We start from the raw sequence: 13,698 nt of genomic DNA, 5'->3' as shown, positions 1-13,698 counted from the left end.
CAGTCGCTGACTGCCACCAGGCAATGGCGGACTGCCACCAGGCAGTGGCGGACTGTCATGGGCCGTCGCGGACTGCGACGAGTTACTGCCAGCCGAAACGCTCCTCCACCTCGAAGAGCACATCCTCCGGCTTCGGTGCCGGCGTGGGGTCGCCCTCGATATGCGCGTAGCGGATCACGCCATCGGGGCCGACCACATAGGTCGCCGGCACAGGCAGCACCCACAGGCCATTGCCGTTGAGCACCGGCACGTCGATGCCGTTGGCCGCGTACAGGTCCACCGCATCGGGCGACAAGGTGAACGAGATGCCGAAACCATTCGCGGCAGCCAGCTCCGGATCGCTCAGCACGGCGAAGTCCACGCCGTTGTCGACCACGGTGCGGTCCGTCAATTCCGGCGATTGCGGCGAGACCGCAATCAGCGTCGTGTTCAGCGCGCGCAGCTCGTCGCCGTACTCGCGCCAGTGGCGGAGCAGCAGGCTGCAGGCGCGGCACCAGCCGCCCCGGATGAAGAGCACGATCGCCGGGCCATTGCGCCAGGCGTCCGGCAACGCGACCGTCCCGCCGCGCGCGTCGAGCAGCGCGCCATACGGCGCCGCGTCACCGGCGCGCAGCGCACGAACGCCGATGCCGGTCGAGCGCAGCAGCTCGGCCGCCGCATCGGGCGCCGCATAGGGACTGCCGAAGGTGGCTTGAGGCGCCGTGGTTGCGGGCGCCGGGATGGAAGAGGAAGAGGAAGAGGAGGAAGAGGAGGAGGGGATGGAAGTGATCGTCGAAGTGGAGGAAGGAGCGGGGGGCGAAATCGGGGAGTTCATGGCGATGCCTCGTGGGTGCTGCGGAAGCCGATGCGCAGATGGCTGTCGTCGCAGAAGGGTTTGTTGCGGCTGGCGCCGCAGCGGCACAGCGTGGCCGAGGTGCAGCGTTCGACGGTGCGGCCGGTGCCGCTGATGATCTCGAGCGCGCCGCGGATCTCCAGCGGGCCGTCGATCTGCGGGGAGATCTCCAGTGGACCGTCCCGCACCGCCAGCGCGGCCGTGTTGCCGCTGATCGGCTCACCGGTGGCTTCGAAGCCGATGCGGCGGTGCGAGTTGTCGCAGAAGGGCTTGCGCCGGGAGTGGCCGCAGCGGCACAGCGTGGCGCGGTAGCCGATCGCCGTGGCGATCGGGGCGACGGGCGTGGTCTCGTCGCGGTCGAGGACGATGCGCGCGCGCACGGCGTAGGGGCCGTTCTCCCGCACCGACAGCAGGTTGACCGGTGGTGCCTGTTCGGGCGCGCCGCCGTCGAGGCGGCGATAGCTCAAGGCCCCCGACGGACAGTTGCGAATGACGGCGATCAGGTCCTGCAACGGCGTCATCGCGGGCCGGATCCACGGCCCCTCGACGTCCGCGAGGAAGGTCGCCGGCGCGCCGGTGACGCACTGCCGCGCATGGATGCAGCGGTTGCCGTCGAAGCGCACTTCGAGCCAGGCGCTGCAGGCGCGCTCGACCGGATGCGGCCCGGCGGGCGCCGCGGTCTCCGGCGCCGTCACGGGGAGCGCCGGCGCGGCGGGCTGGGCGGGCAGGGGCGTGTCCATGGCGGCGCTCCCGTCAGAGCACGAACTTCAGCGACTGCTCGCCTTCCTCGGCCGCCAGCGCGCGTTGCACCGCCGGGTCCTCGTGCATGCGGGCGCGGAACGCGCGCAGGTTGCCGAGGTCCGAGAGGTCGATGCCCTTGGACAAGGCCCAGCGGATCAGCACGAAGAGGTAGGGATCGGCGACAGAGCGCTCACCCGTGAGCCAGTCGCGATCCTCGAGCTGCGCATCCAGGCGTTCCAGGTAGTGCCGCACGTGGACGCGCGCCCTCTCTGCGAGCGGCCCGGCGGCGTCGGCGTCCTCCAGGAAGCGCCCGGGCTGGAAGATGGGTTTGAAGGCCTTGTGCACGTCGGAGTTCAGGAAGGCCAGCCAGCGCATCACCTCGGCCCGTCCGCGAGCGCTGCCGTCGCCCAGCAGGCCGGACTCGGGATGCAGGTCGCCGAGGTAGCCGAGGATGGCGACGTTCTCGGTCAGCGAGAAGTCGTCGTGCGTCAGCAGCGGCACGGTGCCGCCGGGATTGATGGCGAGGTAGTCCGGCGTCTTGATGCTCGCCAGGCTCATGCGCACGGTCTCGTACGGACGCGCGATCCACTCGAGCACGATGTGGCCGGCAAGCGAGCAGGCGCCGGGAAAGTAGTACAGCTTCATGGGGCACTCCGTGGGGGTGCCTCCCGCCCGCGCATTCGTCGTGTGGCTGACCGGCATTTGCGGGGACGCCGCGCCAGCGTGGGTTGGTCCCGTGCACGAACGGATGGAAAGTGCACGCCCGTTACAGCCGCCTCGACGAACTGACACCCGTCATCTTCGTCGCGACGGGCAGGAGGCATTGATGGGTGGACTCAGGCCGTCTGCGTGGCGAGCCAGTCGCGGAAGGTGACCTTGCCCAGGCGCGGCGTCCTGCCGGCCGTGGGGACCAGCGTCGCGTCGTCCAGCGCGGCGCCGAAGTACAGCGCGGCGGGATCGCCCTTGACGTGGCGCGGATCCTTCTTGGCGTCGAGGTAGAGCGCGATGAGCTCGTGCAGCCGGAAGGCCTCCGGACCGGCGATCTCCTGCGTGCCGTTGAGCGGCTGGCCGACGGTGGCGTCGAACATCGCGTCGGCGACGTCGTCCGAGGAGATCGGCTGGATCTTCGCGGTGGGCAGCGTGACCTCGTCGCCGACGGTCGACGACTGCGCGATGCCGCCGGCGAACTCGAAGAACTGCGTCGAGTGCACGATCGTGTAGGGGATCTTCGCGGCCTTGATCAGCTCTTCCTGGACCTGCTTGCCGCGGAAGTAGCCGCTGGCCTGCAGGCGCTCGGTGCCGACGACCGACAGCGCGATGTGGTGCTTGACGCCGGCCTTGGCTTCGGCGGCCAGCAGGTTGCGGCCCGAGGTGGTGAAGAAGGTCATCACGGCCTCGTCCGCGAACGACGGCGAGTTGGCGACGTCGACCACGACGCTCGCGCCGGCCAGCGCGGCATCGAGGCCCTCGCCGGTGATCGTGTTCACGCCGGTGTTGGGCGAGCCCACGACGACCTCATGGCCCGCGGCCTTCAGGCGCGCGACGAGCTTCGAACCGATCAGGCCGGTTCCGCCGATGACGACAACTTTCATTTCAGACTCCTGCTGGTGGGAAAAAGGGCGGGGCTTGCGGCGGCTTCCGCGACGGCGCCCGCGGGAAAAGGGGTGGGAACCCCTTTGATTCAAACGGGTCAGGCCAGACCGGCCTTGTCCAGGCCGAGTGCCGCGTCGGACGCGCCCGGCACCGCCTTGAAGGCGATGTTCAGGCGGCTCCAGGCGTTGCTGGACATGACCAGGAAGGTGAGGTCGACGATCTCCTGCTCGTTGAGCTGCGTGCGCACGCGCTCGTAGATCTCGTCGGAGACGCCCTGCTCGGGGATGCGGGTGAGCACCTCGGCCCAGGCCAGCGAGGCGCGCTCGCGCGGCACGAACAGCGTGGACTCGCGCCACGAGGCCAGGTGGTGCAGGCGCAGTTCGCGCTCGCCGGCGATGCGGGCCTGCTTGACGTGCATGTCCAGGCAGAAGGCGCAGCCGTTGAGCTGGGAGATGCGCACGGTGACCAGGTTGCGGATCGTCTCGTCGATCGCGCCCGCCTTCACGGCGTTGTTGAACTCGATGTACTTCTTGAAGAGCTCGGGCGACTGCTGCATGAAGTTGATGCGCTGGGTCATGATGGGTCCTGGTGACGGCCGATGAGGTCGACGGGGTCGATGGCTCGATGAGGCCGATGGAATCGGGGATCCGGGCGATCGCGGGCGATCGGTCCGGTGTGCGTCGCGGTGCGGTGACCGACGGAACGGATGCTAGGGATCGCGTCGCCGCGCCGGTAGCCGGCCAGGCATCAACGCACTGTTGCCTGCGATTCACGAATGCGTCCGATCCCGCCGCCGCGCGAGGGCAGCGCTGCGGCGATGTGGTCGATGAACACGCGCACGCGGGTTGGCATGTGCGTGCGGCGCGGGTAGCAGAGTTCGTAGCCAGCGTCCTCGACGGCGTGGTCCTCCAGGCAGCGCACCAGGGAGCCGTCGGCCAGCCGGTCGCGCACCAGATGGCCGGGCAGCTGCCCGATGCCCAGGCCCTCGCCGACGGCGCGCGCGAGCAGTTCGTCGTCGTTGACGATGTGGCGGGGCGTCACGCGCTGCCGCAGCAGCCGGCCCTGGACGCTGAATTCCCAGTCCTGCAGCCGGCCGTTGGGTAGACGGCGCCCGACGCAGCGGTGCCGCCGCAGGTCCTCGGGCGTCAACGGCACGCCGTGCCAGTGGAAGTAGGACGGCGTGGCGCAGACGGTCAGGTCCAGCGGCATCAGGCGTCGCGCGACCACGTGGCCGTCGGCCAGCGGGCCGCGCTGGAAGCGCACGTCGATGCGGTCATCGATGAAGTTGACCGGCATGTCGTCGAGGACCACGTCCAGTCCGATGCCCGGATACGCCGACTGGAAGGCCGGCAGCAGCGGCGCGATCACGCGACGGCCGAAGTCGACCTCCGCGCCGATGCGCAAGGTGCCCTGCGGCGGGCCGTCGCGCAGCTCGCGCAGCAGCTCGAAGGCCTGGCCGATCTGCTCGATCCCGGGTCGGCATTGGTCATGCAGCAGCTCGCCCTCCGATGTCAGGGACAGGCTGCGCGTCGTGCGACGCAGCAGCCGCACGCCGAGATGCTCCTCCAGCCGCTTCACGCTGCGGCTGACCGCGGAGCGGTCGACGCCGAGGCGGGAAGCCGCCTTCGCGAAGCTGCCCTCGACGACGACGGCCATGAAGGCGACGACGTTCGCGTAGCTCGTCGAGAAGGAAGCGGACAGCGGATCGTGGGCGGACGGGTCATCCATGGCGGTGGGGCGGCGTGAGGTAGAGATCGCCGCTACCGACAAGACGACGCAGGGCGCCCGGTTGTGACATCCACGCTCGGACGTCGCATTGGTTCCGGCGGAGCAACGCTGTGGGGACGCGCGGCGGGCTACCGCGCGGGAGGGGGATTCCTAGCATCCGTCTGCGTCTCGCCGATGGTGGCGGGACCGGTTGTCCCTCTCCACCAAGGAAGCACCCATGTCCGAACGCATCAACTACATGAAGCAGTCGCCCGAGCTGTTCAAGAAACTGGTCGAGCTCGCGCAGACCGCCCACGCCGGCTCGATCGAACCGGAGATCAACGAACTGATCGCGCTGCGCGCCTCGCAGATCAACGGCTGCGGCTTCTGCGTCGACATGCACGTCAAGCAGGCTCATCTGCTCGGTGAACGCGAGCTGCGCCTGCACCACGTCGCGACCTGGCGCGAGTCGGCGCTGTTCTCGCCGCGCGAGCGCGCCAGCCTGGCCTGGACCGAATTCCTCACCCGCCTGCCCGACGGCGGCGTGCCCGACGACGTCTATGAACGCGTGCGGACCCCAGCTCAGCGAGCAGGAGATCGTCGACCTGACCTACCTCGTGATGCTGATCAATGCCTGGAATCGCGCCAATGTTGCCTTCCGCATTCCTCCGGGTGCCTGGGACAAGACCTTCGGTCTGGACAAGGCCAAGCTCAAGTAAGCGCACCGGCCCGGCGAGCCTCGCCGGGCCCCGCCCACGCAGGAGCCTCCGATGCTGGCCTGGCCCTTCTTCCTCCACACGCCCGCGGACTTCGCGCCAGGCGCGGCCGCGGCAGTGAGCGAGCGCGCGCGCTGCTTCGTCGAGGCGGCCTTCCGCCGCATCGAGGCGCAGCGGCTCGACGACCTCGTCCAGAGCTATCGCCGCAGCGGCGGGCTGATCGAGGCCAACGCGCTCGCACTGCACCTGCGCGAGCGCTGCGACCAGCCGATCTCCCGGCTGGCGCGCTGGATCGTCGGTCGCGACATCGTCGTCGTGGCCGGGCACGGCGCGCTGCTGGTGCCGCTGTTCCAGTTCGACGCCGACACGGGCGAGGTGCTCGTCGTCGTCCGCCAGGTGCTCGACGAACTCAACGGTGCCTTCGATGATCGCGAGGTCGCCGACTGGTTCGTCCAACCCAATTGCTGGATCGACGATCACTGGCCGCTCGATCTGCTGCGGAGCGATCCGGCCGCCGTGGTCGAGGCGGCGCGCGCCGACCGGTTCATCGCCCGAGGTTGAGTCCGAAGCCAAGGCCGAAGCCAGGGCCGAAGCCGAGGCTGAGGTCAGCGCGACACGAAGCCCCGCCTCGGCGGGGCTTCCTTCATTTCCCGATCCGCTCGAGGGCGTCGGCGACGCCGGCGCCGTAGTCCGGATCCACCGTCGTGCAGTTGACGACGTGGCGCTGCCGCACCGCCTCGCTCGCACCGGCGATCGAGCGCGCGGTGTTGTCGAAGAGGCGCTGACGCTCTTCCGCCGACATCAGCTGGAACAGCGCCCGCGGCTGCGACCAGTAATCCTCGTCCACGCGGTGGTCCCAATGCCAGGCCTCGCCGTGCAGCGCCAGCGGCGGATCGGACTGCAGCGGGCTGTCTTCCCACTCGCCCATGCTGTTGGGCACGTAGCCCGGGATGCGGCCCTTGTTGCCGTCCACGCGCATGCCGCCGTCGCGGTGGTAGGTGTGGAACGGGCAGCGCGGCGCGTTGACCGGGATCTGATGCGCGTTGACGCCCAGGCGGTAACGCTGCGCATCGCCGTAGCTGAACAGCCGCGCCTGCAGCATCTTGTCCGGCGACACGCCGATGCCCGGCACCAGGTTGGCCGGCGAGAACGCCGCCTGCTCCACCTCGGCGAAGTAGTTCTCCGGGTTGCGGTTGAGTTCCAGCACGCCGACCTCGATCAGCGGGTAGTCGGCATGCGGCCACACCTTGGTCAGGTCGAACGGGTGGAAGGGGCTCTGCGCCGCCTGCTGCTCCGTCATGACCTGGATGAACATCGTCCAGCGCGGGAAGTCGCCGCGCTCGATCGCGTCGAAGAGGTCGCGCTGCGCGCTCTCCCGATCGTTGGCGATGATCTCGGCCGCCTGCGCGTCGGTCAGGTTGCGGATGCCCTGCTGCGTCTTGAGCGTGAACTTGACCCAGACCCGTTCGTCCTGCGCGTTGATCAGGCTGAAGGTGTGGCTGCCGAAGCCGTGCATGTGGCGATGGCCGTCGGGCAGGCCACGGTCGCTCATCACGATCGTGACCTGGTGCATCGCCTCGGGCAGCAGCGTCCAGAAGTCCCAGTTGTTCTGCGCGCTGCGCAGGTTGGTGCGCGGATCGCGCTTGACCGCATGGTTCAGGTCCGGGAAGCGCAACGGGTCGCGCATGAAGAAGACCGGCGTGTTGTTGCCGACCAGGTCCCAGTTGCCTTCCTCGGTGTAGAACTTCATCGCGAAGCCGCGGATGTCGCGCTCGGCATCGGCCGCGCCGCGCTCGCCGGCAACCGTCGAGAAGCGCAGGAAGACCTCGGTCCGCTTGCCGATCTCGGAGAACAGCCGGGCCTTCGTGAAGCGCCGGACGTCGTGCGTGACCGTGAAGTGGCCGTAGGCGCCCGAGCCCTTGGCGTGCATGCGGCGCTCGGGGGATGACCTCGCGGTCGAAGTGGGCCAGCTTCTCGATCAGCCAGAGGTCCTGCAGGAGCGCGGGACCGCGCGGACCGGCCGTGGCGATGTTGAGGTTGTCGGCGACCGGCGCGCCGTTGGCGTGGGTGAGTTTCTTCATGTGGGGCTGCTTGAGAGCCCGTGGCGGAAGCGCTCATGGCCGCCTCCGTCGCGGGGCAGGGGTGGAAACGGATCGGACCCGGGGGTCAGGTCTCGACCCGGACGGTGCTGGCGATGCCCTCGCGGGCCATCTTGGCGTAGGGGCAGATGCGCTCGGTCTCGCGCACCAGGCGCTCGGCGGACGTGCGGTCGTGGCCGGGCAGCTTCACGACGAGGTCCGCGGTGATGGTGTGCCGCCCGTCGACCGGATCGCGCCCGAAGGCGACGGTCACGTGCACCGCGCAGTCGTCGATCGCGATGCCGTGCCGCGCGGCGAGCAGGTTCAGCGCGCCGTGGAAGCAGGCGCCGTAGCCGGCGGCGAAGAGCTGCTCGGGATTGGTGCCGCCGCCGTCGCCGCCCATCTCCTCGGGCAGGCGCAGCACGATGTCGAGCGCGCCGTCGTCCGACCGGATGCACCCGGAGGCGCGCGCGTGGCGCGCCTCGCCGCCCGAGACGCGGACGGTGGTCACATACAGGGCTTGGAACTCGGCGCCGCGGTAGGCGTCGAGCAGGCTGGTCGGCGGAGGGCGCAGGTCGGTCACGATGTTGTTTCGGTGCGAGGAATGCGAGGAGTGCGAGGAATGCGAGGAATGCAGCGAGTGCCAGGCGTGCACGCAGGCATGCAGGGCACGCGGGGCGGGCGGTGCGGGGCGTTCGATGAATGCTAGGAACGGCGATGCCCACGCGCCAGCCATCCCGGGGCCATCACACTGTTGACTGCGCCGCACCAATGGCGGCGGATGTCGCCGATGGCAGCGACGCGAGGTCGAGGAAACCGTCCGCGCACTGCAGCTCCGACGCGCGGATGGCCGCGGTCATGTGGTCGACGAACACGCGGATCCGCGACGGCAGGTGCTGCCGGCTGAGGTAGCAGATGTAGTGGCCGCGGTCGTCGGGCGCGTACTCCGGCATGCAGACGAGCAGGCGCCCCTCGCGCAGCAGCTGGCAGACCTGGTAGCCGGCGAGCTGCGCCAGCCCCTGGCCCTGCAGCACAGCCTGCAGCACGAGGTCCGCATCGTTGAAGGTGATGCGGGACTGCGGCGCGAACTTGCGCAGCTCGCCCTGGACCTTGAACTCCCATTCGAACACCCGGCCCGAGGCGGCACGGAAGTTCACGCAGTCGTGCTGCGCCAGCGCCTCGATCGACGTCGGCATGCTGCGCGCGCGGACGTAGGCCGGCGAGGCGCAGACCAGCAGCTGCATCGGCACGATCTGCCGCGCGATGATCTGGCTGTCTTCCATGCGGCCGTTGCGGAAGGCGACGTCGACGCGGTCCGAGGTGAAGTCCGCCGGCGCGTCGCTGAGCACCAGGTCCAGCGTGACGTCGGGATAACGCGCGCTGAATTCGCGCAGCAGCGGCGCCACGATGCGCCGGCCGAAGTCGACCGTGGCGCAGATGCGCAGCCGCCCGCTGGGCGGTCCGTCGCGCAGCTCGCGCAGGTCCTCGAGCGCCTGCGAGATCTGCGCCACGCCGGGCTGGCAGCGTCCGTGGAAGAGCTCGCCCTCGCGCGTCAGCGCCAGGCTGCGCGTGGTGCGGCTCAGCAGCCGCGCGCCCAGCTGGGTCTCCAGCTTCTGGATGGCGCGGCTGACCGCGGAACGGCCGATGCCGAGCCGGTCGCCGGCCTTGGCGAAGCTGCCCTCGGCGACGACGGTCATGAAGGCGACGACGCCGGCATAGCTCGTGGCGAAGCTGGACGCGAGCGCGTCCGGCGAGGTCGATGAGGTCGATGAGGCCGACAGGGTCGACGAGGAAGAGGCGGTGGAGGAGGGAGCTGACATGGCGTCTCGGACCTGTACTGCGTGTCGTTGGGCCGCGCCACTATGCGGGATGCCGCCGCCGCGATTGGTGTTCGTCGGGCAACACAGAGACGACTCGCCGAGGGCTGGCCGCGATCGGACCGGATTCCTACATTTCTCACGTCACATCGACGCCTGCTCCGTCGTCATCGGATGAAGGACGGGGCCAGGCGATGTGCGATCCCTCCATCACCCACAAGGAATCCACCCATGATCACGAACGAAATCGACCTGTCCGGCGGCGCGTCCCGCCGCCGTCTGCTGATCGGCAGCGGCACGACCGCGCTGGCCGCGGCGGCGCTGACGATGGCCGCCGCGCATGGCGCATCCGCCGCCGGCGGCTCGGGCTCCAGCCAGAGCTCCGGCGGGGCCGCCGGGTCCTCGTCGTACATCACGACGAAGGACGGCGTGCAGCTGTACTACAAGGACTGGGGGCCGAAGACCGGCCAGCCCATCGTCTTCAGCCACGGCTGGCCGCTGAGCTCCGACAGCTGGGATGCGCAGATGGTGTACTTCGCCGATCGCGGATTCCGCGTCGTGGCGCATGACCGCCGCGGCCATGGCCGCTCCAGCCAGCCGTGGGACGGTCATGACATGGACCACTACGCCGACGACCTGGCGGCGGTGGTGGAAGCGCTGGACCTGCGCAACGCGGTGCATGTGGGCTTCTCGACCGGCGGCGGCGAAGTCGCGCGCTACATCGGCCGTCATGGCACGAAGCGCGTGGCCAGGATCGCATTGATTTCGGCCGTGCCGCCGCTGATGGCTAAGGGCCCCACCAATCCGGACGGCGTGCCGATCGCGGCCTTCGACGAGTCGCGCGCCGCGCTGCTGAAGAACCGCGCGCAGTTCTTCAAGGACGTCCCGTCGGGCCCGTTCTACGGCTTCAACCGTCCGGGCGCCAAGCCGTCGCAGGGGATGATCGATTACTGGTGGCTGCAAGGCATGCAGGGCAGCCACAAGGCTGTGTACGACTCGATCAAGGCGTTCTCGGAAACCGACTTCCGCGAGGACCTGAAGAAGTTCGACAAGCCCACGCTGGTGGTGCACGGCGACGACGACCAGGTGGTGCCGATCGACGTCGGCGGCCGTCGCACCGCGCAACTCGTCAAGGGCGCGAAGCTGATCGTCTACACGGACGCGCCGCACGGTCTGGCGGAGACGCATGCGGACCGGCTCAACGCGGACCTGCTGAGCTTCATCCAGTCGTGATCGGACATCGGCCGCCCCGGCGGCCGTGCCGAGTCTCCTGCCGCGTCTCTTCTTCTCCTCATTTCCTCACGATCATGAACACCACTTCCCAAATCCTGCGGGGCTTCTCGATCCCGGCGCTGCTGGTGCTCGGGGCGCTGGCCGCGATGCTGGCCCTCCCGCTGCGCGCTGAAGCTGCCGCTACCGCCAAGGGCGCCAGGTCGGAGCCGTCCGGCAAGACCGCCGAGCCGCGCCCGACCATCGTGCTGGTGCACGGCGCCTTCGCCGACGCGTCCAGCTGGAACCACGTGGCGCGTCGTCTGCGCGGCCAGGGTTACGCCGTGACGGCCATCGCGAACCCGCTGCGCGGCGTGGCCAGCGACGCGCGCTACACGGCCCGCGTGCTCGACGGCATCAGCGGTCCCGTGGTGCTGGTCGGTCATTCCTACGGCGGCTCGGTGATCAGCGCGGCGGCCGTGGGCAAGCCCAACGTGAAGGCGCTCGTGTTCGTGGCGGCCTTCGCGCCGGACGCCGGCGAGAGCTGCGCCTCGTTGTCGGGCAAGTTCCCCGGCAGCACGCTGGGCGGCGCGCTGGCCGCGGCGGTGCCGCAGGACGGCGGCGCTTCGGATCTCTACATCCGGCAGGACCGCTTCTGGCAGCAGTTCGCCGCGGACGTGCCGGAAGGCGACGCGCTGCTGATGGCGGTCGGTCAACGCCCGATCACCGATGCCGCGCTGAACGAGCCCACCGGCGAGATCGGCTCGGCGTGGAAGACGCTGCCGTCGTACTTCGTCTTCGGCACCGACGACAGGAACATCCCGTCGGCCGCGCTGGCGTGGATGGCCGAACGCGCGAACTCACGCGGCACGGTGTCCATTCCTTCGGCCTCGCATGTGCCGATGATCAGCCATCCGGAGACGGTCACGAAGGTGATCGTCCAGGCGGCGCGCGGCGGGTGAGGGGCCGCGGATCCCGGTGCCTCGGGAACCCGGGACCCGCGATGCGCGAGGTCCCGGGCCGTGGGCTCAGAAGCGTTCGCCGACCAGCGCTTCGCTGTGACGCCACATCCGCGCGGCGGTTGCGGGATCGAGTGCGATCGCGCTGACGCCTTCGGCCAGCGGGCTCGCGGACGCATCGACGACGTCGGACACGTGGCAGTTCTCGCAATAAGCGGCCGCCGACCTCGTCGGCCGGCGCGACGAAGCCCGCCCACACCGACGTCGCGGCGCCTTGCTCGACGCTCTTCCACTGGAAGGGCGGCTCGCCCTGCGCCGTCAGGCTCGCGCTGATCTGCGCCACGGCCTGATCCATGACGTCCTGGCCGATGTGTCGGCCCAGCCCGGTGCGGATCGTGCCGGGATGGACCGCCGCGGCGCGCACGCCGCGATCGCGGTGGCGCCGGTCGAACTCGACGGCGAACAGCACGTTGGCGAGCTTGGAGCGGGCGTAGGCGAGTTGCGGGTGGTAGTCCGAGCGCTCGACGTTGAGGTCGTCGAAGTCGCCGTCGGCCGCGCGATGCGAGGACGAGGCGACGACGACCAGCCGGCTGCCCGTGCCCATCAGGGACGCGATCCGGTTGATCAGCACGAAGTGCCCGAGGTGGTTCGTCGCCAGCTGCATCTCGAGGCCGTCGTCGGTGCGGGCGAAGGGCGTGGCCATCACGCCCGCGTTGGCGACGACGACGTCGAAGGGCTGCTCGCGCTGCAGCAGGGCCTGCGCGCAGCCGCGCACGCTGGCCAGCGAGGCCAGGTTGAGCGGGACCAGGTCGAGCCCGCCGCCATCGCGAGCGGCCTCGCGCACGACGGCGGTCGCGGCGGCGGCCTGGTCGGGCGAGCGCACCGCGCCGACGACGCGCGCGCCGCGGGCGACGAGCACGCGGGCGGTCTCGATGCCCAGGCCGGACGAGGCGCCGGTGAGCAGGACGTGACGTCCGCGCAGGTCGAGGTCGCCGAGCACGTCGTCGGCGGTGGAGCGGGCGTCGAAGACGTTGAGGCCGTTGGCGCCTTCAACGGCGGCCACGCGAGAAGGTGGGAATTGCAAGGGGTTTGTCATGGCGGGAATTGTGGAAGTCGGGGCCTGGTCGCAGGCGCTCGCATTGGTGCGTGCGCGGCAACACAGTCGTGACACGCAACGGGGCCGCGCACGGCCTGGTGTCCGTGCGCGGCCCCGTATCCATCGGTGTCTGGGATCAGAGCAGGCTCATGCCGCCGTCCACCAGCAGGTTGACGCCGGTGATGAAGCTGCTGTCCTCGCTCGCGAGGAACAGCGCGGCGCGGGCGAGTTCCTCGGGGCGTCCGAATCGTCCCAGCGGGATCGCCGCGGACACGGTCTTCTCGAACTCGGCCTTGTTCTGCGGATCCACGCCCAGCTTCTCGAGGATGGGCGTGTCGACGGGGCCGGGGCTGATGACGTTCACGCGGATGCGGCGGTCCTTGAGCTCGATGGACCAGCTGCGCGCGAAGGCCTCGATCGCGGCCTTGCTGCCGGCGTAGACGACGTGGTTCTCCATGTACTTCGTGCCGGCGATGGAGCTGACCAGCACGATGGCGCCGCCGTCGGCCATCAGCGGCACGGCCTTGGTGACGCCGAAGAACACGCCGCGCGCGTTGGTGGCGAAGTGCGCATCGAAGTCCTCCGGCGTCACCGCGGACGAAGGCTGAAGCACGGCCATCCCGGCGTTGGCGACGTAGAGGTCGATGCGGCCGTGGGTCCGCGCGATGTGGTCGACCACGCGGTCGTGCGTCGCCAGGTCGGCGACGTCGCCGACGACGCCCGTGGCGCGCGGGCCGAGCCGGGTCAGTGCGGCGTCGACGGCGTCCGCGCGGCGGCCGACGATGACGACGGACGCGCCGGCCTCGACGAACGCCTGCGCGGTGGCCAGGCCGATGCCGCTGTTGCCGCCGGTCACGACGGCGACTTTGCCTTCCAGTTTCTTCACGGGGGATTCCTTTCCGGTGTGGTGCTGCTTGAGGACGACCGCGGACGTTTCGAGGCCGCGCGGC

13 protein-coding genes and 2 pseudogenes are annotated in these 13,698 nt (G+C 69.9%); 4 read left to right on the top strand and 11 right to left on the bottom strand.

Features of this window, described 5'->3' with window-relative positions:
• Positions 1-82: 82 nt before the first annotated feature.
• The 6 genes from ACFJIX_RS29245 to ACFJIX_RS29220 all read right to left on the bottom strand — a co-directional run bounded on the left by ACFJIX_RS29245 (position 83) and on the right by ACFJIX_RS29220 (position 4,894).
• A complete protein-coding gene (locus ACFJIX_RS29245; protein ID WP_377156362.1) occupies positions 83-814 on the bottom strand; it encodes a peroxiredoxin-like family protein in 732 nt (243 codons plus the stop codon).
• Entirely contained in the window at positions 811-1,572 is a 762-nt protein-coding gene (locus ACFJIX_RS29240) for a CDGSH iron-sulfur domain-containing protein (protein WP_377156360.1), read from the bottom strand. The genes ACFJIX_RS29245 and ACFJIX_RS29240 overlap by 4 nt, the downstream gene beginning before the upstream one ends.
• 13 nt (positions 1,573-1,585) lie before the next feature.
• Positions 1,586-2,218 (bottom strand): glutathione S-transferase family protein, encoded by a 633-nt coding sequence (locus tag ACFJIX_RS29235; RefSeq protein WP_377156358.1) that lies wholly within the window; start codon positions 2,216-2,218, stop codon positions 1,586-1,588.
• Between the two features lie 191 nt (positions 2,219-2,409).
• Positions 2,410-3,165, bottom strand: coding sequence for an SDR family oxidoreductase (locus ACFJIX_RS29230; protein ID WP_377156356.1), 756 nt, complete (start codon positions 3,163-3,165; stop codon positions 2,410-2,412).
• Between the two features lie 98 nt (positions 3,166-3,263).
• Entirely contained in the window at positions 3,264-3,743 is a 480-nt protein-coding gene (locus tag ACFJIX_RS29225) for a carboxymuconolactone decarboxylase family protein (RefSeq protein WP_377156354.1), read from the bottom strand.
• 170 nt (positions 3,744-3,913) lie between these two features.
• A complete protein-coding gene (locus ACFJIX_RS29220) occupies positions 3,914-4,894 on the bottom strand; it encodes a LysR family transcriptional regulator (protein ID WP_377156353.1) in 981 nt (326 codons plus the stop codon).
• A 217-nt stretch (positions 4,895-5,111) separates the two neighbouring features.
• Between ACFJIX_RS29220 and ACFJIX_RS29215 the strand changes: the two are divergent.
• A pseudogene (locus ACFJIX_RS29215) lies at positions 5,112-5,592 on the top strand (carboxymuconolactone decarboxylase family protein).
• A 51-nt stretch (positions 5,593-5,643) separates the two neighbouring features.
• Entirely contained in the window at positions 5,644-6,150 is a 507-nt protein-coding gene (locus tag ACFJIX_RS29210) for a hypothetical protein (RefSeq protein ID WP_377156351.1), read from the top strand.
• Positions 6,151-6,232: 82 nt separating this feature from the next.
• Here ACFJIX_RS29210 and ACFJIX_RS29205 read toward each other — a convergent pair.
• From ACFJIX_RS29205 to ACFJIX_RS29195, 3 genes and pseudogenes are all read right to left on the bottom strand, one after another.
• Positions 6,233-7,670: pseudogene (locus ACFJIX_RS29205) on the bottom strand (catalase).
• Between the two features lie 85 nt (positions 7,671-7,755).
• Positions 7,756-8,250, bottom strand: coding sequence for an Ohr family peroxiredoxin (locus ACFJIX_RS29200; RefSeq protein ID WP_377156350.1), 495 nt, complete (start codon positions 8,248-8,250; stop codon positions 7,756-7,758).
• Between the two features lie 163 nt (positions 8,251-8,413).
• A complete protein-coding gene (locus ACFJIX_RS29195; RefSeq protein ID WP_377156348.1) occupies positions 8,414-9,487 on the bottom strand; it encodes a LysR family transcriptional regulator in 1,074 nt (357 codons plus the stop codon).
• 228 nt (positions 9,488-9,715) lie between these two features.
• Here ACFJIX_RS29195 and ACFJIX_RS29190 point away from each other — a divergent pair, with 228 nt between their 5' ends.
• Both ACFJIX_RS29190 and ACFJIX_RS29185 read left to right on the top strand, forming a co-directional pair.
• On the top strand, positions 9,716-10,717 hold the full coding sequence (locus ACFJIX_RS29190; protein ID WP_377156346.1) for an alpha/beta fold hydrolase: 1,002 nt from the start codon (positions 9,716-9,718) through the stop codon (positions 10,715-10,717).
• Positions 10,718-10,791: 74 nt separating this feature from the next.
• A complete protein-coding gene (locus tag ACFJIX_RS29185; protein WP_377156345.1) occupies positions 10,792-11,655 on the top strand; it encodes an alpha/beta fold hydrolase in 864 nt (287 codons plus the stop codon).
• Here the strand turns inward: ACFJIX_RS29185 and ACFJIX_RS29180 are convergent.
• Positions 11,618-12,748: an SDR family NAD(P)-dependent oxidoreductase gene (locus tag ACFJIX_RS29180; RefSeq protein ID WP_377156343.1), complete on the bottom strand. Its 1,131-nt coding sequence runs from the start codon at positions 12,746-12,748 to the stop codon at positions 11,618-11,620. The genes ACFJIX_RS29185 and ACFJIX_RS29180 overlap by 38 nt on opposite strands.
• Before the next feature lie 136 nt (positions 12,749-12,884).
• Positions 12,885-13,634, bottom strand: coding sequence for an SDR family NAD(P)-dependent oxidoreductase (locus tag ACFJIX_RS29175; protein ID WP_377156341.1), 750 nt, complete (start codon positions 13,632-13,634; stop codon positions 12,885-12,887).
• Positions 13,635-13,698 lie beyond the last annotated feature (64 nt).

Source organism: Roseateles sp. UC29_93, from assembly GCF_042695725.1.
Classification (GTDB): domain Bacteria; phylum Pseudomonadota; class Gammaproteobacteria; order Burkholderiales; family Burkholderiaceae_C; genus Roseateles; species Roseateles noduli_A.
The sequence above is the reverse complement of the archived record's forward strand: the minus strand, read 5'-3'. Positions and strand labels throughout refer to the sequence as shown.